The organism is Rhodobium orientis, assembly GCF_003258835.1.
Taxonomy (GTDB): Bacteria; Pseudomonadota; Alphaproteobacteria; order Rhizobiales; family Rhodobiaceae; genus Rhodobium; species Rhodobium orientis.
In genome coordinates, this window is record NZ_NPEV01000072.1 from 1 (window position 1) to 19473 (window position 19473).

General features: G+C 65.4%; 18 protein-coding genes and 2 pseudogenes. 11 read left to right on the top strand and 9 right to left on the bottom strand.

Features of this window, described 5'->3' with window-relative positions:
- Both CH339_RS24835 and fliP read left to right on the top strand, forming a co-directional pair.
- Positions 1–797, top strand: a pseudogene (locus CH339_RS24835) (hypothetical protein); the annotation flags it as partial.
- 65 nt (positions 798–862) lie between these two features.
- Positions 863–1555: a flagellar type III secretion system pore protein FliP gene (gene fliP / locus CH339_RS21825; protein WP_244668926.1), complete on the top strand. Its 693-nt coding sequence runs from the start codon at positions 863–865 to the stop codon at positions 1553–1555.
- A gap of 177 nt (positions 1556–1732) precedes the next feature.
- Here the strand turns inward: fliP and CH339_RS21830 are convergent, their stop codons facing one another.
- The 5 genes from CH339_RS21830 to CH339_RS21850 form a co-directional block, all read right to left on the bottom strand.
- Positions 1733–5257: a tetratricopeptide repeat protein gene (locus tag CH339_RS21830; RefSeq protein WP_111436530.1), complete on the bottom strand. Its 3525-nt coding sequence runs from the start codon at positions 5255–5257 to the stop codon at positions 1733–1735.
- A gap of 90 nt (positions 5258–5347) precedes the next feature.
- Positions 5348–6145 (bottom strand): MotE family protein, encoded by a 798-nt coding sequence (locus CH339_RS21835; protein WP_201240853.1) that lies wholly within the window; start codon positions 6143–6145, stop codon positions 5348–5350.
- A complete protein-coding gene (locus tag CH339_RS21840) occupies positions 6142–6588 on the bottom strand; it encodes a DUF6468 domain-containing protein (RefSeq protein WP_111436531.1) in 447 nt (148 codons plus the stop codon). The genes CH339_RS21835 and CH339_RS21840 overlap by 4 nt, the downstream gene beginning before the upstream one ends.
- A complete protein-coding gene (fliM, locus tag CH339_RS21845) occupies positions 6585–7802 on the bottom strand; it encodes a flagellar motor switch protein FliM (RefSeq protein WP_111436532.1) in 1218 nt (405 codons plus the stop codon). Before fliM ends, CH339_RS21840 begins: the two co-directional genes overlap by 4 nt.
- A gap of 7 nt (positions 7803–7809) precedes the next feature.
- A complete protein-coding gene (locus CH339_RS21850; RefSeq protein WP_111436533.1) occupies positions 7810–8307 on the bottom strand; it encodes a flagellar basal body-associated FliL family protein in 498 nt (165 codons plus the stop codon).
- A 298-nt stretch (positions 8308–8605) separates the two neighbouring features.
- Between CH339_RS21850 and flgF the strand changes: the two genes are divergently transcribed.
- The 4 genes from flgF to flgH all read left to right on the top strand — a co-directional run bounded on the left by flgF (position 8606) and on the right by flgH (position 11990).
- Entirely contained in the window at positions 8606–9343 is a 738-nt protein-coding gene (flgF, locus tag CH339_RS21855) for a flagellar basal-body rod protein FlgF (protein ID WP_111436534.1), read from the top strand.
- Positions 9344–9444: 101 nt separating this feature from the next.
- Positions 9445–10230, top strand: a complete 786-nt coding sequence (gene flgG / locus CH339_RS21860; protein WP_111436535.1) for a flagellar basal-body rod protein FlgG — start codon at positions 9445–9447, stop codon at positions 10228–10230.
- Positions 10231–10248: 18 nt separating this feature from the next.
- Positions 10249–11250, top strand: a complete 1002-nt coding sequence (gene flgA, locus CH339_RS21865; protein WP_111436536.1) for a flagellar basal body P-ring formation chaperone FlgA — start codon at positions 10249–10251, stop codon at positions 11248–11250.
- Positions 11247–11990: a flagellar basal body L-ring protein FlgH gene (gene flgH, locus CH339_RS21870; RefSeq protein ID WP_111436537.1), complete on the top strand. Its 744-nt coding sequence runs from the start codon at positions 11247–11249 to the stop codon at positions 11988–11990. Before flgA ends, flgH begins: the two co-directional genes overlap by 4 nt.
- A 147-nt stretch (positions 11991–12137) precedes the next feature.
- Here the strand turns inward: flgH and CH339_RS21875 are convergent, their stop codons facing one another.
- The 3 genes from CH339_RS21875 to CH339_RS24460 form a co-directional block, all read right to left on the bottom strand.
- Positions 12138–13196: a cytochrome-c peroxidase gene (locus tag CH339_RS21875; RefSeq protein WP_170138619.1), complete on the bottom strand. Its 1059-nt coding sequence runs from the start codon at positions 13194–13196 to the stop codon at positions 12138–12140.
- 95 nt (positions 13197–13291) lie between these two features.
- Positions 13292–13708: an RNA polymerase-binding protein DksA gene (gene dksA / locus CH339_RS21880; RefSeq protein WP_111436539.1), complete on the bottom strand. Its 417-nt coding sequence runs from the start codon at positions 13706–13708 to the stop codon at positions 13292–13294.
- 192 nt (positions 13709–13900) lie between these two features.
- Positions 13901–14326 carry a flagellar assembly protein FliX gene (locus tag CH339_RS24460; protein WP_146610277.1) on the bottom strand — a complete coding sequence of 142 codons (426 nt, stop codon included), beginning with the start codon at positions 14324–14326 and terminating at the stop codon, positions 13901–13903.
- A gap of 249 nt (positions 14327–14575) precedes the next feature.
- On the opposite strand from CH339_RS24460, the gene CH339_RS21890 reads away from it, so the two are divergent.
- The 4 genes from CH339_RS21890 (at position 14576) to CH339_RS21905 (ending at position 17257) form a co-directional block, all read left to right on the top strand.
- The gene (locus CH339_RS21890; protein WP_244668925.1) at positions 14576–15682 is read left to right on the top strand and encodes a flagellar basal body P-ring protein FlgI; all 1107 of its coding nucleotides are present in this window, start codon (positions 14576–14578) and stop codon (positions 15680–15682) included.
- Positions 15682–16017 carry a rod-binding protein gene (locus CH339_RS21895; RefSeq protein ID WP_111436542.1) on the top strand — a complete coding sequence of 112 codons (336 nt, stop codon included), beginning with the start codon at positions 15682–15684 and terminating at the stop codon, positions 16015–16017. The genes CH339_RS21890 and CH339_RS21895 overlap by 1 nt, the downstream gene beginning before the upstream one ends.
- Positions 16014–16511, top strand: coding sequence for a flagellar protein FlgN (locus CH339_RS21900; protein ID WP_146610278.1), 498 nt, complete (start codon positions 16014–16016; stop codon positions 16509–16511). Before CH339_RS21895 ends, CH339_RS21900 begins: the two co-directional genes overlap by 4 nt.
- 308 nt (positions 16512–16819) lie before the next feature.
- Positions 16820–17257, top strand: a complete 438-nt coding sequence (locus CH339_RS21905; RefSeq protein WP_146610279.1) for a hypothetical protein — start codon at positions 16820–16822, stop codon at positions 17255–17257.
- A 66-nt stretch (positions 17258–17323) separates the two neighbouring features.
- Here CH339_RS21905 and CH339_RS21910 read toward each other — a convergent pair whose 3' ends face one another.
- Positions 17324–18877 carry a tetratricopeptide repeat-containing sulfotransferase family protein gene (locus CH339_RS21910; RefSeq protein ID WP_276329890.1) on the bottom strand — a complete coding sequence of 518 codons (1554 nt, stop codon included), beginning with the start codon at positions 18875–18877 and terminating at the stop codon, positions 17324–17326.
- Between the two features lie 450 nt (positions 18878–19327).
- On the opposite strand from CH339_RS21910, the pseudogene CH339_RS25220 reads away from it, so the two are divergent.
- Positions 19328–19473, top strand: a pseudogene (locus tag CH339_RS25220) (flagellin); the annotation flags it as partial.

The following is a 19473-nucleotide window of genomic DNA, read 5'->3' on the forward strand; positions in this document are numbered from 1 at the left end:
GCTCTTCCGATCTCCTCAGCGAGAGCATCTTCGCCCGCGGCCGCGAGGCAACGTCCTCGACCGCGGGATCGATTTCCGCCGCGATCGCCGCCGCCGCCGGCCTTGCCGGGCGCAAGGGCGGTGAAAAACCCGCCGACGCGCCCGAAGGCCCTGCCCCGGACAAGACCGCACCGGCGGAGGCAAGACAGGCCGAGCCGGCTGTGATCGACGAGGCCCCGGCCGTCGAGCCGGCAGCGCCGGACGTCATCGCGCCGCCGCCCTCCTCCGCGGAGCCGGCCGCGGCCGAGACACCCGAGGTCGTCGAAGAAAAGCCGACCGACCGACCGGCCGAAGCAACCGCGGAAGAAACGCCGAAGGCCGGCTTGGCACCGCAAGGCGCCGTCTCCGAGCCCGATGCCGTCGACACGGCCGACACCGAGATGCCCGATGAGAAAACGGTCTCCGGCGGCCCCGGCGACGAGGTCAAGCCGGCGGACGCTCCGATCGCGGAAAGCGGCGATGCCGCCGCTGCCGAGAGCACCCCGGCCGAAGAAGCGGGCGAGACGGTGGAAGGCAAGCCGATCGACATCGCCCCGGTCGAGCCGCCCGTCGGGTCCGGCGACGACGGCAAGGGACCGGCGAAAGATCTCGATTTCGGCTTCAAGCCGGAGGCGAAAGAAGACCCCGACGATGCGCCGACGGTGGAAATCGACAGGGACGACGCCTTGAAGGACGACAAGCGGTCGCGCGAGAACGACAGCATCGAAGAAGAGATGGCCAAACTCCTCAGCGAGCTGAGCGGAAGTCCCGATAAATGATCCGAATGCCGGTCCTCAGGACGGCTTGGCACATAGGTCTGGCGGCGTGCGTCTTTTGCGGCGCGATGATGGCCGACGCGGCGTGGGCCCAGAACGTCTCGATCAATTTCGGCGACGGCACCGGCGTCACCGGACGCGCGGTCCAGCTCATCGCCCTGATCACGGTGCTATCGCTGGCGCCGTCGATCCTCATCATGGTGACGTCCTTCACCCGCATCGTCGTCGTTCTGTCGCTGTTGCGCTCGGCCATCGGCCTGCAGACGGCACCGCCGAACTCCGTCGTCATCAGCCTGGCGCTGTTCCTCACCGCCTTCGTCATGATGCCGGTGCTGCAGCAGGCCTATGATGACGGCGTCGCGCCGCTGATCGACGGCACCATCGAGATCGACCAGGCCTTCGAGCGCGCCTCCGTGCCGTTCCACGCCTTCATGCGCAAGCATGTGCGGGAAAAGGACCTGGGGCTCTTCATCGAGCTGTCCGGCGAGCCGGTGCCGGAGACGCCGGAGGACGTCAGCCTGCGCGTTCTGGTGCCGGCCTTCATGATTTCGGAGCTGCGCCGCGCCTTCGAGATCGGCTTCCTGCTCTACCTGCCGTTCCTGATCATCGACCTGGTGATCGCCTCGGTGCTGATGTCCATGGGCATGATGATGCTGCCACCGATCGTCATTTCCCTGCCGTTCAAGCTGATCTTCTTCGTGCTGGTCGACGGCTGGAATCTGGTCACGGGCAGCCTGGTCCGCTCTTTCGGCGTCACTTGATACCGGCGCCCGCAAGCGAGCCCCGGTGCGTTCAAGCGCAACGCAGGCTTTACGGCGCATCGACGCCGGCGCGCGTTCGCGCTTGCCAAGACGCGATGCGCTCCGCTTGTCGCGACTTGGGGACCAAGACCGCCACCGCCTGCTGATCTGAATGCTAGGAAAACTGCCGAGGGACGACTAACCCGCTTCGGTCGCGGCCGCTGCCGCCGGAGCAGCGTCGGCGTCGGGCGCTGGTGTCTCGGGCGGCGGCAGGCCGTCCTCGCCGACGATCGCCTCTTCCATATACTGCTCGCGGTATTCCTTCAGGAAGGCGTCGGCGGAATCTGTCGCGGCGACCCGTCGGGCGACGTCGAGGAAGTCGACGCCGCGGGCATCGATCGGCTTGGTGACGATGGCGAACGCCTGGGCGTGCGAGCTGTCCGACATCTTCTTCACATATTTGGAATTGAGCCGGTCGAGGCCGATCTGGTCGTCGGCCCGCGAATAGGCGATGGCCGCCTTCAGGATGTCGACACGCTCCTCATCGGTCAGCGGCAGCGGATCGGACCAGCGCGTGCCGTGCAGCCGTTCCAGCGCCTCGCCCGCATCCTGCCAGCGCTCCGCGTTCCAGTAGATGTCGGCGCGCAGCCGCCCGACATCGGCGCCGTCCATGTTGCGGATCAGGTCGACCGCCCGGTCGACCCGGCCCGTCTCCGACATCGCCCGTGCCTCGACCAGCTTGCGCTGGCGGTCGAGCCGCACCGGCAGATGGGTCTGGCGGGTCTTGGAGAGCACGGCGAGCGCCCGCTCCGGCTTGTCGGCCTTCAGGTAGACCGAGGCGAGGTCGGCGGCGATCTGCGCCCGCGCCGCGCCCTTCAGGCGGTGATCGACCTGGTGCTGCAGCAGCGAGGCCGCCTGGTCCAGGAGGTCGATGTCGACCAGCCGCGCCGCCAGCCGGCGCACCATCTCGTCGCCCTGCCGGCCGATCGGCGTCATCTCGCGGAAATCGTAGTAGAGGCTGAGCGCGTCGATCGGCTTCATCTCGTCGGCCTTGTCCTCAAGAAACAGCGAGGCGAAGACGGACGTCATTTCCTCGTGGATCAGCCGTGCCGTATCGGCGTTCGGCGCGGCATGCACCGCGCTCTTCATCGCCTCGAAGGCCTTGCGGTAGTCGCCTTCCGCCACCCTTAGCTGAGACAAAAAACGGAGCACCTTCAGCTCCGTTTCGTCCCCCCGCCAGAGCGTTGCCAACTGGTCCAGTCTTTCCAGTATCTTTTCCGGTGGCATCAGGCCGTCGCGGTGCCTGAGGCGCAGTGCCATATATTCCGCCTCGATCGACGGCTGCCCGGATTTCAGCTCGGTCGCCCGGTCGAACCGCGCCAGGGCCTCCTCGCTGCGCCCCTCCGCATCGGCGATACGCCCGCGCAGGAGGTCGTATTCGGCCATCAGGTCCCGGCCCACCGGGCCGCTGGCGATTTCCGCCAGCGCCGCCTCAGCGCCGCCATAGTCCTTATACTCGACGGCGCTTTCGGCAACGGCGAGGTTATAGCGGGTCTGCAGGTTGATCGGGTAGTCGCCGATGGCCGCGCGCGCAATCGGTGCCGCGGCCCGGGCCGCCGCCCAGTCGCGCTTCTGCCCCGCCGCGATGGTCCGCCACAGCGCCGCATCGGGGTTGGTCTGAAACTCCTTGCGGTCGAGGATTTCCAGCGCCTCGTCGGTCCGCCCGGCAAGCGTCAGGGCCGCAGCCTGCATGATGTGATGGGCGGAATCGGTCTGCAGTTCGAGATCTTCCGCCTCCATCGCCCGCAACAGGGCAAGCGCCTCAAACGGCATTGCCTGGTTGATGTAGAACCGGGCAAGACGCCGCCGGAGTTGGCTCCGCTCCTTGGGGTCGGCCTCGATCAACTCGGCGCGGAGCTGTTCCAGATGGTCGTGGAATTCGGGCGTCGAGGTCGCCTGGTCGGTCAGGTCGATGAAGCCGACCCGCCGGCCGCCGGCTTCCGGGGCGGCAAGGCCGAGGTCGAACTCGCGGACCCGCGCCGCCTTCGACAGCGACAGCCCCTTGCTGGTGCGCCCCATGACGATGCGGTTGGGGGTCTCGCCGAAAACGCTGAAATCGTCGGAATAGCCGACCGCGGCAATGCCCTGCGCCGAGGGCAGCGTCTCCAGCTCGGCGAAGCGCTGCGGCTTCAGGAGGCCGCGCGGCGGTCCGAAAGCGGTGACGACGTGGATGCGGTCGCCGACCACGGGATCGTCGATCTGGTGGATCTTGGCGTAGTTCTCCAGGTCGACCTTGAGCACCGAATGGCCGTTGGTCTGGATCGCCCGTGTGATCGTCAGCGGCTTGGACGGCTCCAGCAGCATCTCGCCGATGGTGACGATCCAGGTGCTGCCGTCGGCGCCGATCGTCGTCAGCTTCTGGTCGACGAGGTCGATGCGGATTGCCGTCATCGAGCCGGCGCGGCGGATATCGATGGATTCGGCCATCTTGTCGAGCACCGCGCGGATCGGCCGGGAATCGACCGGCACCGCGGTATCGAACACCATCCAAAGGCTCTTGTTGCGCGAAAAGACCGCTGCCCCGACCGGGCGGTCGAACGGGAACGACAGGCGGATCGTATCGCCGATCCGGTTCGCTTCGGCCCTGACGAAGGCGGCCTTGCCGAGGTCCTGGCCGCCGGTCGCCTCCGGATTGCCGCGCGAGGGCTGGTCGTCGTTGACCACCACCTTGCCGTCGTCGACGTCGCGGCCGGTGACCGAGGTAATCGGCAGGTCGCGCTGCCGTTCCTGCACGAGATCCGACGAGGCCGCGTCCTTCAGCCGGGCGACGTCCGGGTCCTCGACGACCGCTGCCAGCGGCGTCAGATCGATCACATAGGCGTCCTCGTCGCGGAAGGCGCGCACATCGACCTTCGGCGCCAGCATCATGCTGATCTGCAGCTTGCCGTCCTCGATCGTTGCGCGGATGTCCTTCAGTTCCGCCGGCGGAACCGCCCTGATCTCGGAAAGATCGGGCTCGGCCCCGTGATCGAAGGTCAGCGTGACCGTATCGCCCTCATGCTCGAAGGAATTGGTGAACGGCACGTTCCAGCGGAAGACGAAGCGGGTGAAGGTCGGGTTCTCGCCGACCTCGACGGAGATTTCCGCGCCCTTTGCCTGATCCTTGCGCAGCTCCTCGGCCGCTTTCAACTGGCGTGCGGCCTTGTCGGCCCGGCGCGCCAGCTCGGCGATGACCTCCGGCGGCAGGTTCGGCGGCATCCCCTGCCAGTTGCGCGGCAGGAAATCGATGAACAGCTTCTCGCCCGCCTCGATGGTGTTGACCTTGACGCCCTGGTTGAGCGCAAAGCGCAGCCCCTTGCCGTCCGGATCGGTGCGCGCCACCGTGACGTAGTCGGAAAGGTCGACCGGCACCCGGTTGACGTCGACATTGGCCGGGTCGGCGAACAAGACGACGAAGACGCCGTTGGTGATCCGGGTCTTCAGCTTGGGCAGCAATTGCCGGTCGGGAAAGCTGACGATGACGCGGCCATAGGTATCGGCGCGGATGATGTCGACGCGCGCATCCTCGCCGAACACCTGGGCAAGGGCGACGGACTGCGTCGCGACGATGAGGAAAAGGGCCGCAAGAAGGCGCAGAACGACCGTCCCGCCGGGCGCAGCGACAGCGCGCCGGGCGGCCGGGTTGTCTCGTTCCTGACGGCGCAAGGCCGAACGCCAAAACATTCCCTGGGTCTCCGATCGCACGGAGCCTAAACAATCCCGTTTAATAGCGCGTTACTTGGCGGCACCTCGGCGAAAGGGAAAGTTTCGACCTCAAGATCCGGAGGCCGCAGGCTTGCGGCCCTGGATTTTCGGCAGCGTTCGCGTTGTTTTCGGGATGGAGTTGGTGATCTCGTCGGTCGCCAGCGCGACCGTCAGCTTTTCGGCCGCTTCCGGCGTCATCCGCGCCATCACGTCGCCGAGCTTCTGCGGCTTCATCTGCTTGGCCACCGGCACCAGCACGAGGAGATCGAGCCGGTCAAAGATCTTCGCCGCCGCCTTCGGCTTCATGGTCTCGTACATCTTGACCAGATCGGCGAGTTTGGCGCTTTTTTCTTCCTTCTTCTGCTCGACACCGGCGCTGATCGTCTTTTCGAGCTTCTTGAGTTCCGTGACGCGCTGCTCCAGGCGCTCCTCGGCGGCGCGCAGCAACTGCTCGCGCAGCTTCAGGTCCTCTTCGCGCGACTTCAGCGTCTCGTGGCGTTCGCCGAGGCGCTCCAGCACCGCGCGCTCCGCGGGCGAGCCCTGGCCGAGCTTGACCTCGTGGCCCTGCACCGGCGGCTGGTTGGACGCGCCGGGAAGCGGCGGCGGTGGCGGCGGCGCGGCCTTGGCAGGCGCGGCATCGGCCGGTGCGGCCTCCTGAGCGCCCTCGCCTGCCGGCGCGGCTTCGGCCGGCGCTCCATCTGCGGGCGCCCCGTCCGCCGGCGCCGGAGCGGCATCCTGCTGCTGCGCCACGGCTTCCGGAATCGGCGCCAGAAGATAGCCGCCGTCGAACGCCAGGCCGATCACCTTGAAGAAGCACAGGGCTCCCCCCGCAACGATGACGATCGGCAAGAGGCGGAGGTTGTTCACGCCGCCTGCTCCTCGGCCCCGTCACGCATCTGCTTCAGACGCGCGGCGGCGGCGCTTGCCTGGGACCGCAGGTCCGGACGCTGCGGCTTCGGCGCCGTCCGGTCGGCCGGCATGGCGGCGGCCTCGGCGATCTCCGCGATGCGCTTCAGCACCGCTTCGCCGGCGACCAGCCGGCTGTCGATCTCGGCGGAAACCCGTTCCGCCTCGGCAAGGCGCTGGATCAGCGAGCGGTCGCATTCGCCGGCGGTCTCCTTCAGCCCGTGGATCGCGCGCTCGGCGATCTCGGTGGCCGTCAGGAGTTCCGAAATGGTCGCTTTCAGCACTTCCTCGTCGGCGTGCAGGCGCTTCAGGCGACGGTTGAGCACGATGCAATAGCCGATCGTCAGGATGAGCAGCAGCGTGACGAAGCCTTCAACGATGAATCCAAGGGAAAGCGAGCTCATTTGTCTGTTTCCTCGTGCATGGCGTTCTCGAAGATCGCCATGGTTGTTCGCGGTTTACGCAACCCGCGTGCGACGCGTACAGAAATCCAGTCGTCGACCCGGCCCATCCATCCTTCCGACAGGTTGATGTCGCCGCACTTGATGGTCACCGGGTCGTCAGGACCGACATCGAAGATCAGGGTCTCTCCGACATGGAGGTCCATGATCTGGGAGATCGGCAACTCGCGCTCGAACAGCACCGCATCGACCTCCACCTCCGCAGCGTTGATCTCGGTGGCCAGGTGCCCCTCCCAGATCGGGTCGCGGCCGAACCGCTCGCCCATGAACATCTGCAGCAGGAGTTCGCGGATCGGCTCGATCGTGGCGTAGGGCAGCAGGATCTCGACCCGGCCGCCGCGGTCTTCCATGTCGATGCGGAACTCGACCAGGATCGCGGCATTGGCCGGCCGGGCGATGGCGGCAAAGCGCGGATTGGTCTCCAGCCGTTCGAGGTTCAGCGTGACCTCCGACAGCGGCTGGAACGCCTGCTCGGCATCCTCCAGCACGATCTCGATCATCCGCCGGACGAGGTTGGTCTCGATGGTCGTGTAGGGCCGGCCCTCGACGCGGATCGCCGGCACGCCGCGCCCGCCGCCGAGCAGCACGTCGATCATCGAATAGATGAGGCTCGATTCCACGGTGACGAGACCGAAATTGTCCCATTCCTCGGCCTTGAAGACCGCCAGGATCGCCGGCAGCGGGATCGAGTTGAGGTATTCGCCGAAGCGCACCGAGCGAATCGAGTCGAGCGACACCTCGACATTGTCGGAGGTGAAATTGCGCAAGCTCGTCGTCGACAGGCGGACCAGCCGGTCGAAGACGATTTCCAGCATCGGCAGCCGTTCGTAGCTGACCATCGCGGAGTTGATCAGCGCCCGGATGCCGCTCTGCTCGCCGGCGATCTGCCCCTCGATGTTGAAGCCGAGGAGGTTGTCGATCTCTTCCTGGTTGAGGACCCGGTCGGCGCCGCGCTTGGAGTTCTCGACGTCGGCGTCGCTCTCGTCGATGATCGCCGCCCAGTGTGCGGCCATGTCCTCGGCGTTGCCGGCGCCCTGCTCTTCCAGGGCAGCACCCCAGGCCGCCGCGAGGTCGTCTTCCTCGAAGTCCTCGCCGCCGGCCTCCGGCTCCGACCAATCCGGGTCCATTTCCTGATTGAGTTCGGGATCGTCCGCCATTACGCGCCTACTGGATGATGAGCTGCTTGAACAGCACGTCGTTGACCTTCGCCGGATAGATCGCGATGTTGATCCGGCGGTGGAGTTCCTCCTTCAGGCGGAACAGGCCCGAAGAGCCGCGCAGGTCCGTGGAGCGCAGTTCGCGCAGATAGACCTGGAAGGTATCGAGGATGCGCGGCAGGTACGGCTCGATCTTGTTGGCGACCGACTGGTCGTCGACTTCCAGCGAGATCCGCATCTTCAGATAGGCATTGCGGTTGTCGATGGTCGACAGGTTCACCGTCAGCTCCGGCAGATCGTAGAAATAGACCTCCTGCTGCACGTCCTGTTGCGCCGTCTCGGCCTCCGGCGGCCCGCTGTCGAACAGACCGAGCAGGAACGCGGCGGCGCCGCCGCCGAGCACCAGGAACCCGATGGCACCGAAAAGGATCAGCTTGCGCTTGCCGGACGGTTTGGCTTCCGCGCCGTCCTCAAGCTCGTCTGTCTGTGCGTCGTCTTCGGCCATTCCAAAGGGTCCCGCAGGAAACGTGTTCAGCCCGCCTGGCAAGCGCCAAATCGAACGTCTCCATTCTTAGTAAGCGACTGGTTAACGAATGGTTTCGTGATCCTTAATCGGACCCGGCAAACCTTGCCGGACGGCAGGAATTCCCGGCAGTTTCTGCCAGCTTGCAAAATGCAATTTTCCTAAATGCTTGTTTTTCAAGGCGTTTCAAATTGGCACGCCCCGTGCAGTCCGATTGGCGACGTCCGGTCTGGGGAGACTGCGGCGTCGCATTGGGGAGCATTTGGGGGAGTTTGCTGCGATGGAAAACGCACAACTCATTAATCTGTCCCGTCAGGTGGTGCTTCGGCGCCAGCTCGACGTGATCGCCAACAACGTGGCGAACATCAACACCACCGGCTACAAGGCCCAGCAGCTCGCCGTCGAAGAGTTCGTCATGCCGGTGGCGCGGGAGAATTCCTTCCGTCCCGGCGACAAGCCGCTGTCCTATGTGGCCGACTACACCTCGAGCTACGATTTTTCGCCGGGACCGTCGGTGCCGACCGGCAATCCGCTGGATGCCGCGATCAACGGCAAGGGCTGGTTCGCGATCCAGACCGCCGACGGCGAGCGCTACACCCGCAACGGCTCGTTCGGCATCAACGCCAACGGCCAGCTCGTCACCCAGGACGGCAATCCCGTTCTCGGCGAAGGCGGCCCGATCATCCTCGGCCCGGACGACAGCGGCATCCAGATCGCCGCCGACGGCACGATTTCGACCAGCCAGGGTGTCCGCGGCAAGCTGCGCATCGTCAGCTTCGCCAATGAAGAGATCCTGAAGCCCGTCGGCGACAATCTGTTTTCCGGCGAGAACCCGGGACCGAACGCCGGCGCCCGGGTCACCCAGGGCATGATCGAGCGCTCCAACGTGCGCGGCGTCGTGGAAATGACGCGGATGATCGATGTCACCCGCACCTACCAGACCGTCTCCAACATCGCCAAGCAGACCGACGACCTGCGCAAGGACGCCATCAACGCCCTCGGCCGGCTGGAGGCCTGAGCGATGACATCCTCTCCCTTTGCGACGCCCGCTGCGACCCGAACGGTCCCCATCGGCACCACCCCGACCGGCACCACCCATGACATGAAGGAGCCGATGCTATGAGAGCGCTCTATTCCGCCGCCACCGGCATGCTCGCCCAGGAGCTCAACGTCGAGATCACCTCGAACAACGTGGCCAACATGCGCACCACCGGCTTCAAGCGCCAGCGTGCCGAGTTCCAGGACCTGCTCTATTCGGATCTGCGCCGGGTCGGCGCGACGACGTCGGAGACCGGCACCATGGTGCCGAGCGGCGTGCAGATCGGCTCCGGCGTGCGCACCGTGGCGACCCCGCGCGTGCTGTCCCAGGGCTCCATCTCGCCGACAGAGAAGGAACTGGACGTCGCCATCCGCGGCGATGGCTTCTTCCGCATCCGCCTGCCCGACGGCACCACCGCCTACACCCGCGACGGCTCCTTCGAGCGCGACGCGGAGGGCCAGTTGGTCACCTCCGACGGCTATATCCTGGAGCCGGGTATCACCATTCCCGACGACACCACCTCCATCACCATCAACCAGTTCGGCCAGGTCGAGGCGACCATCGGCGGCCAGACCGCGCCGCAGAACCTCGGCCAGATCGAGCTTGCCCGCTTCGCCAACAAGGGCGGCCTGCAGGCGATCGGCGACAACATGTTCCTGGAGACCGTCTCCAGCGGCCCGGAACAGACCGACAATCCGGGCGCCGAGGGCTACGGCAACCTGCTGCAGGCCCACCTGGAAATGTCCAACGTCAACGCGGTCACCGAGATCGCCGACCTGATCGCCGCCCAGCGCGCCTACGAGATGAACGCCCGCGTCATCAAGGGTGCCGACGAGATGCTGTCGACGACGGCCAACCTGCGCTAGCGGCTAGGAAACAAGACCATGATCGCCACGATCACCATGATGCTCCGGCTCACCTTCGTCGCCGCGCTGCTGCTCACCGCCGCCGCGGTGCTGACGGCTCCGGCGCACGCCGGCGAGCCGCGGCTGAAGGCCCATGTCGCCGTCACCGACCCGATCGTCACCGTCGGCGATTTCTTCGACAATGCGGGAGCGCTCGCCGCCGAGCCGCTGTTCCGGGCCCCGGATCTCGGCGAGGTCGGCACCGTGCCGGCCGGGCAGGTCGTCGATGCCGCCCGCAGCGTCGGCCTCCACGTCATCTCCGCCGGTGGCCTTGCAGAGGTCACCGTCGCCCGCACCGCGCTGACCCTCACCCGCGACGATCTCGTCAAGGTGATCGCCGACACCATCGCGGAACGCGCCCGCATCGCCTCGCGCGACGCCTTGAACGTCACCCTGGCCAACACCCCGGACGACATCCCCGCGAGCCCGACGTCGATCGAGCCGCTGCGGCTGGTGTCGCTCAACTGGTCGCGCAACACCGGTCGCTTTACCGCCGATTTCGTTATCGACCAGGACGAGCGCAGGAAACGCATCCGCCTCAACGGATCGGCCCAGGAGATGATCGCGGTGGCGGTTCTGGCCCGCTCCTACGATCGCGACGAGATCGTCTCGCGCAACGATATCCTGGTGGAGAAGGTGCCGGCCGGCCAGACCAATGCGCGCTACGTCGTCGACCCGGAAAAGATCGCCGGCCTTGCCGCCCGCCGCAACCTGCCGGCGCGCCGTCCGCTCGCCGCCAGCGACTTCGCGCCGCCGATGCTGGTGCGCCGCGGCGAGACCGTCACCATCATCTACGAGGCCCCCGGCCTGCTCTTGACCGCACGCGGCCAGGCCATGGAATCCGGCGCCGAGAACGACATGGTCAATGTTAGCAACACCCAGTCCCGGCGCATCGTCCGCACCCGGGTCATCAGCCGCGGCAAGGTCTCCGTGACCACTGCCCAGCCAAAAATCATCAAGCTCTCGGAGGCCCAGCAATGACGATCCGGCCGTTCCTTCTCGTCGCCCTCGTCGGCGCCCTCGGCCTCGGCGGCTGCGGTACCGCGGACAAGCTGAAGAATGTCGGCAAGGAGCCCCCGCTCTCGCCGATCGAGAACCCGCAGGCGATGCCCGGCTACCGGCCGGTGCAGATGCCGATGCCGCAGCCGATCCCGGTGCACTACAATTCCAACTCGCTGTGGCGCTCGGGCAACCGCAACTTCTTCAAGGACCAGCGCGCCCAGAACGTCGGCGACATCCTGACCGTGAAGGTCGCGATCACCGACAAGGCCGAATTCGACAACGCCACCGAGCGCACGCGCTCGGCCGGCGAGGATTTCGGCGCCGGCGGCGTCGTCGGTTCGGTGCTCAGCAAGGTGTTCCTGCCGAAGGGCGTCGACTCCTCGGCCGCCGTCAACATGTCCACGGAATCCTCCCACAAGGGCGAGGGCTCGGTGAACCGGAAGGAAGAACTGGAGACCAACGTCGCGGCCGTCGTCACCCAGCTTTTGCCGAACGGCAACATGGTGATCGAGGGCCGCCAGGAGGTCCGGGTCAATTTTGAGGTTCGCGAACTGGTCGTCGCCGGCGTCGTCAGGCCCGAGGACATCGCCTCCGACAACACCATCGAATCCTCCAAGATCGCCGAGGCCCGCATCGCCTATGGCGGCCGCGGCCAGATCACCGACGTCCAGCAGCCGCGCTACGGCCAGCAGGTCTACGACATCGTCATGCCGTTCTGATCGCGGCCGGCCTGATCGCCGGTTCCGATCAATAGCGGAGGAATTCAAAAGCTCCCCAAGCCGTTCACTGTGCTCCCCCAAGCCGAACGGCCGGCGCGGCCCTCTCCCCAAGGGCCGCGCCTCCCCTTTCTGCGAAAGATCCGCGCCCTACGGCTTCTCTTCCGCCAGCGCCGCAGCGTGCGGCGAGGTCAGGCTCTTGAGGAATGCGACGAGGTCCGCGATCTCCTTGTCGGAAAGATCGATGGGCCCGATCAGCGGCGACAGGGTTTTGTGGGGCACGCCGCCGCCGGCGTAGAACCGCACCACCTGTTCCAGCGTCGCGACCGAGCCGTCATGCATGTAGGGCGCCGTCAGCGCCACGTTGCGCAAGGAAGGGGTCTTGATCCGGTAGCGGTCGAAGATGCGCTCCGTCGCCTCCTCCCGGCCGCGATCCGCCTCCGCCGAACCCGTCTGCGCGTTGCGCCAGGCAATGCCGGTGTCGTGGAACTTGCCGTCCGTGAACAGCGCCGAGGCCGCACCGATGCGGTGGCAGGCGGCACACTCGGCCTTGCCTCGAAAGAGCTTGAACCCGCTGACGGCCGCCGGTGACAACGCCGTCTCGTCCTTGCCGAAGAACCAGCGGTCGAACGGGCTGCCGGCGGCAACGAGCGAGCGCTCATAGGCGGCAAGCGCCGCTCCGAGCGTCCCGGCCGTAACCGGCCGCCCGAACGCCGCCTCGAACCGGCCGCGATAATCGGCGAGCCCGGCGATGCGGGCAACGACTGCGCCCACCGACGGCGCCCCGAACTCGCGCGGCTCGGTCAGCGGCACAAGCGCCTGGGCCTCCAGCGTTGCCGACCGTCCGTCATGGAAGAACGGACCGTGCCAGGCGACGTTGAGGAGCGTCGGCGCGTTGCGCCGCAGCGGCTGGCCGTCATTGCCGTCGGGCCGCGCCCGCCCCCTCTCAGTGAAGCCCTCGGCCGGCACATGGCAGGTGGCACAGGCCATCCGCCCGCCCTGGGACAACCGCTGGTCGAAAAAGAGTTTCTTGCCGAGCGCGACCTGTTCTTCCGTGTCGCCCGATTTTTCCGCAAGCGCGGGCAGCCCGAAGGCCGCATCGCCCGGCCGAGGTCCCGCCACGGCCATGCCGGACAGCATCGCAAGGACGCCGACGGCCAGGGCTGCAAGCTTGAGAGAGAGAGCACAAGGGACGTTGCGACGGGCCATTGCCGGATTATAGGCGCCAGGACCCGGCATCCGGGCGCAAAAAAGGCGCCGCAAGGGCGCCTTTTTCTTGGCATCGAATCTCACGACGGGTGTGCTCAATCGTCCCGATAGACCCGTTCGCGCCGCTCATGGCGCTCCTGGGCTTCGATCGACAGCGTTGCGATCGGTCGCGCGTCGAGACGTTTCAGCGAAATCGGTTCCCCTGTGTCTTCGCAATAGCCGTAGGTGCCGTCCTCGATCCGCCCGAGCGCCGCGTCGATCTTGGCGATCAGCTTGCGCTGCCGGTCGCGGGCCCTCAGTTCGATCGCCCTGTCGGTTTCCGACGAGGCACGGTCCGCGAGATCGGGATGGTTCTGGTTTTCTTCCTGAAGATTGGCGAGCGTTTCCTTGCTTTCCCGGAGGATGTCTTCCTTCCAGGCAAGGAGTTTTGCCTTGAAGTACTCACGTTGCCGTTCGTTCATGAACGGCTCATCGTCCGAAGGACGGTAGGTTTTAACACTAGTCTCCACCATACAACCTCTCAACGAGCGGCTACCAGCCGCGCGGAATATAACGGCGGCTGGACGCGGATACAATCAACCTCACGAGAAATTTCACCCGGCATTTCAGCAGCATGCGCGGATTGGCTAACCTGCCGTGATGACTTGGGAAATCAGCTTCGCCGGGGAAACTTTCGGGGACTGTCGGCGCCCGCCGGGCCGACCTCAGGCGCCGGCCGGGAAGCGATTGCGCTTGGCCAGTTCGACGCGCACCCTGAGTTCGATCTCGCCGAGCACCCCGTTGAGATCGGGATCGTCGGTTGTGATCCGGCGCTCCACCATGTGGCTCAGCCGGTCGAGCTGGGAATCGCTGATATCCCCGGAAAAGAGCGCGATCTTGAGCTCTTCCAGCGTGTCGAGCATGGCGTGGGAGTGGCTGACCGCGCGCCTGCGCTCCGCGGTCGGGTCCTCGACCCCCTGCAGCGCGAGAATCGACTCAATGCCCTGGATCGACTGCCCGGCCGCGGTCGACGGCGCCTGCGCCGCCCCGCTGGACGACGACAGCGAAAAGCCGCCGCCGGACGCGCGGCGTCCGCCGCCGCCCTTGGCGGTCTTTACCTGATTGGTCCGTCCGGGTCCGTTGACATACATGGCGTCGAATCTAGAGCCCCGATTGCGCGTGGTGACAGAATTTTCCCGAACGGTAAACGAAGGGTTAACGGGGCGGCAATTGTTGCCGGGCGGCAATCGGTCCCCATCCGCCACCGCGGCCCGGGCCGCGCCGATTTCCGAGCGTTTCCAACACGTTGTAAACCCGGCGGAACAGCCACCGATCTGGCATGCATTTCGCAACAGCTTTCGCCGACGTCCTTGTTCAACCCGGGTAGTTCCATGTCCGCAATGCGCCTCCTTCGCTGTCTTGCCGCCGCCCTCGTCCTCGTTGCGGCCGGCGGAGCGGCGCATTCCGCTTCCCGAATCAAGGACATCGCCGACATCGAGGGCGTTCGCGACAACCAGCTCATCGGCTACGGCCTCGTCGTCGGCCTGCAGGGCACCGGCGACTCGCTGAACAACGCCCCCTTCACCCGGCAAAGTCTGCAGGCCATGCTGGAACGCCTCGGCGTCAATGTCCGCGGCGTCAATTTGCGCACCGACAACGTCGCCGCCGTCATGGTCACCGCCAACCTGCCGCCCTTCACCACCCAGGGCACCCGCATCGACGTCTCCGTCAGCGCGCTCGGCGATGCCGACAGCCTGCAGGGCGGCACCCTCCTGGTCACGCCGCTGCTCGGCGCCGACGGCGAGGTCTATGCGATCGCGCAAGGCCCGGTCGCCATCGGCGGCTTTTCGGCCGAGGGCGATGCCGCCAAGATCACCCGCGGCGTGCCGACCTCGGGCCGCATCGCCAACGGAGCGGTCGTGGAGCGCGAGATCGACTTCCGGCTCGCCTCCCTCTCCACCGTGCGGCTCGCCCTGCGCAATCCCGATTTCACCACCGCCCGCCGCGTCGCGCTTGCCATCAACGAGCTGATCGGCCAGCCGGTGGCGATCCCCGCCGACCTGGCGACCGTGCGCCTCACTGTCCCGAAGCAGTTCGACGGCAACGTCGTCGACCTCCTGACCGACATCGAGCAGCTTTTCGTGGAGCCCGACATGCCGGCCAAGGTGGTGATCGACGAGCAGTCCGGCATCATCGTCATGGGCCAGGGCGTGCGCGTCTCCACCGTCGCGGTCGCCCAGGGCAATCTGACGGTGATGATTTCAGAGACCCCGCAGGTCAGCCAGCCGAACCCCGCCACCCTCGGCGCCACCGTCATCGTCCCGCGCACCCAGCTCGAGGTCGAAGACGACAAGGGCAAGAAGGTCGCCCTGATGCGCAGCGGCGTCACCCTGAAGGAAGTGGTCGACGGCCTCAACGCGCTCGGCATCGGCCCGCGCGACCTCATCGCCATTCTGCAGGCGATCAAGGCGTCGGGCGCCCTGCAGGCAGAAATCGAGGTGATGTGATGGCACTCGACGCACTCTCCGCCGACAGCCTCGGCGGTCTGACCTCGACAACGGCGGCGGCCCGGCCGCGGCTTCCGCAGCCGACCGGCGGCACGGCCGACCCTGCCCGCAAGGCGGCGGAGGACTTCGAGTCCGTGTTCATCGCCACCATGCTCAATTCCATGTCCTCCGGCCTTGAGGCAGAAGCCCCGTTCGGCGGCGGCAATGCCGAGCAGACCTGGCGCGGCCTGGAAAACGAAGAGGTCGCCAAGCAGATCGCCGCCACCGGCGGCGTCGGCCTCGCCGATGCCATCTACAGTCAGTTGATCGAGATCCAGCAAGGAGCGTCCCGGTGACACCCCCGTTGTTCAATCCCGTCGCCATCCAGTCCGCTGAAGAGCCGCTGATCGGGTCCGCCGAGGCCGCCGAAGAGCTGTGCGGCCGGCTCAACGCCACCATGGACGAGCTGCTCGCCGCCATCGATGCCGAAACCAAGCTGGTGCGCGCCGGCAAGCTGATCGAGGCCTCCGACTTCCAGCCCAACAAGTCGGAACTGGCCAAGGTCTACGTCGCCGATATCGAGCAGTTCAAGCGCAACGCCCTGGCGCTGAGCCGTCTTGCCCCGGCCTCGATCACCGCCCTGAAGGAGCGCCACGAGGAATTCCGCTCGCTGCTGCAGATCAACCTGGCGGTGCTGGCGACGGCCCGCGAGGTTTCTCAGGACATCATCAGGAACGTTGCCAGGCAGACCAGCGCCGGCCCCGCCGCAACGACCTACGGCCGCTCGGGCACCATGGCCAAGGAGAAGATCGTCGGCGAGCGCGGCATCGCGGTCGACCGCAATCTTTAACGGCCCCAACCGGCGGCATTAACCCCCGCCGGCCCTGAAAAGCCCCGGCAAGGCATGCCCGCCGGACCGGCCGGCCGGACAAGAACGGCTGTTTTCCGGGCTTTGCACGTTTTTCTTGCGCCCCGCTTGCGAAAATTAACCAGGATTCAAGAATTGATCGGATTCGCCGTTAGGTGACCGGTTTTGCGCCAATTGTAACAAGACTCTTAAACCGACCTTCATGCCGGCCCCCTACAATCGTCACCGTAAACGAGCTGCATTCGCTGTACACACAACGAATACATGCCCCTCGTTCACGGAGAGAACCGATGGAGTATGGAGTAACGAAACCGCCTGCACCGACGGCCGACTTCACCGTCCTGCGCAGGACCGAATCGAACCCTGTGGAACAGAAGACCGACCTGCCGGCGGAACAGACCGTCGAGCCGACCGGGAAGCTGGAATCCGGCAAGGGCTCCGAACACGCGACCGAACGGCCGGCCCGGCAGGAACCTGCGGCCTCTGCGGCCCCCGAACCTCCTGCGCCCGATGAGAACCGCACCCAGGACGTGGTTCCCAAACAGGAAACCGTGCGCAAGGCCTACCAGGACCGGGAAAACGACGCCATGGTCTTCCGCACCATCAACGCGGAGACCGGCGAAGTCGTCAGCCAGATTCCGGAGGAGAGCATCCTGCGCCTGCGCAAGCTCTACCAGGACGCCGCGCAGCACGCGCACCCGGATACCTTCGACCTGAAGACCGCATGATGGCGGCGGCGAGCAAAGCGCCCGCCGCGCCGCGACATCTATATTAGGACTTGCCGCCCGACCCGGTCAGGCCGCCGCCTCGGGCTCCTCCCCGTTGAGCGCCGCGATCAGCGGCCCGAGATGCTTTTCATAACGCCGCCATTTCTCCACCGACGTCTTGTAGATCGGCTGGCGCACCTGCCACTGGCTGGCCGTGCGAACGGTCCGTTCGGTCTTGTGGAAGTCCAGGCACTGATTCTCCCACTCCAGTCCGGCATGGGCGATAAGCTTGCGGCTCATCGTTTCCGGGTCGGCGATGGTGTCCTCGTATTGAACCTCCAGGATGCGCCCCGGGAAGATTGCCTTCCAGTGTTCCATCAGGCGCAGCGTCTCCCGGTAATAGAGGCCGAGCGCGCCGAGATCGGTGGTAAAGCTTAGGGTTTCCTTGAAATTCTGCATGAAGCAGGAGACGGCCGTGTCCATCGGGTCGCGCATGCAGTGGATCAGCGTCGCGTTCGGGAACATCGTGCCGATCAGGCCGACATGCAGGATGTTGCCCGGCATCTTGTCGACTATCCGCTCGGCACCCTCCGGCGCGCGTTTCCCGGCAATCTGCAGATATTGTTCACCGTGTTTCCTGAGCGTGCTGCGGACAATGCGTTCGACATCCCGCGGATAGGCGACGCCCGGCACCTCCAACGCTTTCATGGCAGTAACGATCACGGAAATACGGCGCAGCTCTCCGGCGCCATACACCTTGGAATGACTCGACAGGATCTGCTCTGTCAGCGTCGTGCCTGACCGGGGCAAGCCGACGACGAAAACCGGCTTGCGGCTTTCGCATCCGGCGTCTGAAAGCGACGCTACGACGTCCTCCGTGAAGGACGCGATCAGGTCGTCGATATCTCGACGAAATTGATCCTTGTCGAACGGGCGTCTTCTGGAACGACTTTCGTTCGCCAATATGTAGTATTCAAACGCCTTGTCGAAATTTTTGGCCCTGTCTTCGATCCCTCCGAGCGCGTAATATGCAGTAGAAACGTTCTTTTCATCAGGAGATGCACCGGATAGGTACTTTTCGACGATTTCTTTCAAAGAATCGACGTCGAGCTTATCGGATTTTATCTGGATCAAAAACTGGTAACAGTTGAAATAGTCGGGAGCCTGTTCCAGTGCCTTGAGAAACCAGGCTTCCGCCTCCTCGATCCTGCCGAGGACCAGCAAGGTCCTTGCCTTGCCATACATTGCCTTGGCATCTGAGGGGCTGAGGGAAAGAACCCTCTCAAAGACCTGCAATGAAGCGTCCGCGTCGTCGCATTCACGACAGGTGGTCCCAAGCAGATCGAGCGCAACCAGGTTTTCCGGCAGTCGCTCGACAGCCTTCGTTGCCGCTGCCCGCGCCGCCTCACTCTGGTCCATCGCCTGGAGGCAGAGCGCAAAACCCAACCAGAACCCTCCCCGCTCGGGCGCCTGGTCGACCGCCTGCTTTATCAAGCCTCGAGCCTCGTCAAACCGTTCCATGTCGAGGTGCACCGTGCCGAGGGCAAAGGTGACATCGAGGCAGTTCGGATGTGCGGAGTGAAGTTGTTGACAGGCCTGCAGCGCGGCCGTGAGTTCCCCGGCCTGCCGAAGCTGTTGGATCGCATTGAGCCGGCCTTAATTCGGGCATCGACCTGCTTGGCGTCGGCCTTCTTTTGCGTTTTCGCAAGTTTCTCGTCGCGCCGTCGCTGGGCGCGACTTTTGTTCGGAGTCGCCATTGCTCTCTCGCTAAGGACGGATCGCCGGGATCTGCTCGTCTCCATCTAACACCCGACCGCAGTTAACACTGCGTTAACCAAGTTCGTAATGCACCGACCACATGTACATGGCCGAACACCCTGCCGCCCCGAACGCGCTTTGCTTCCGCACGCTTCCGCGGCGATTTTCTCACTTTCCATCAATACTTTGTTAACCCCACTGTCGATAGCGGCGAAAATGGATAGTTTTAATACATCGGTTTACGAATACTTAGCAGTTTAGCGCTCTAGTGGCGCCAGCGTCTCAGGAAGAGGCGTTGTTTCACGTTGCTCTGGACCAGGAAGGATCCACAAAATGTCTTCAGGTATCACCCTCTCCGCCGGCGTTCGCCAGAATCTCCTCTCTCTGCAGGATACCGCCGATATGATGGCGACCACGCAGAGCCGTCTGGCCACCGGCAAGAAGGTCAACTCCGCCCTCGACAATCCGACCAACTTCTT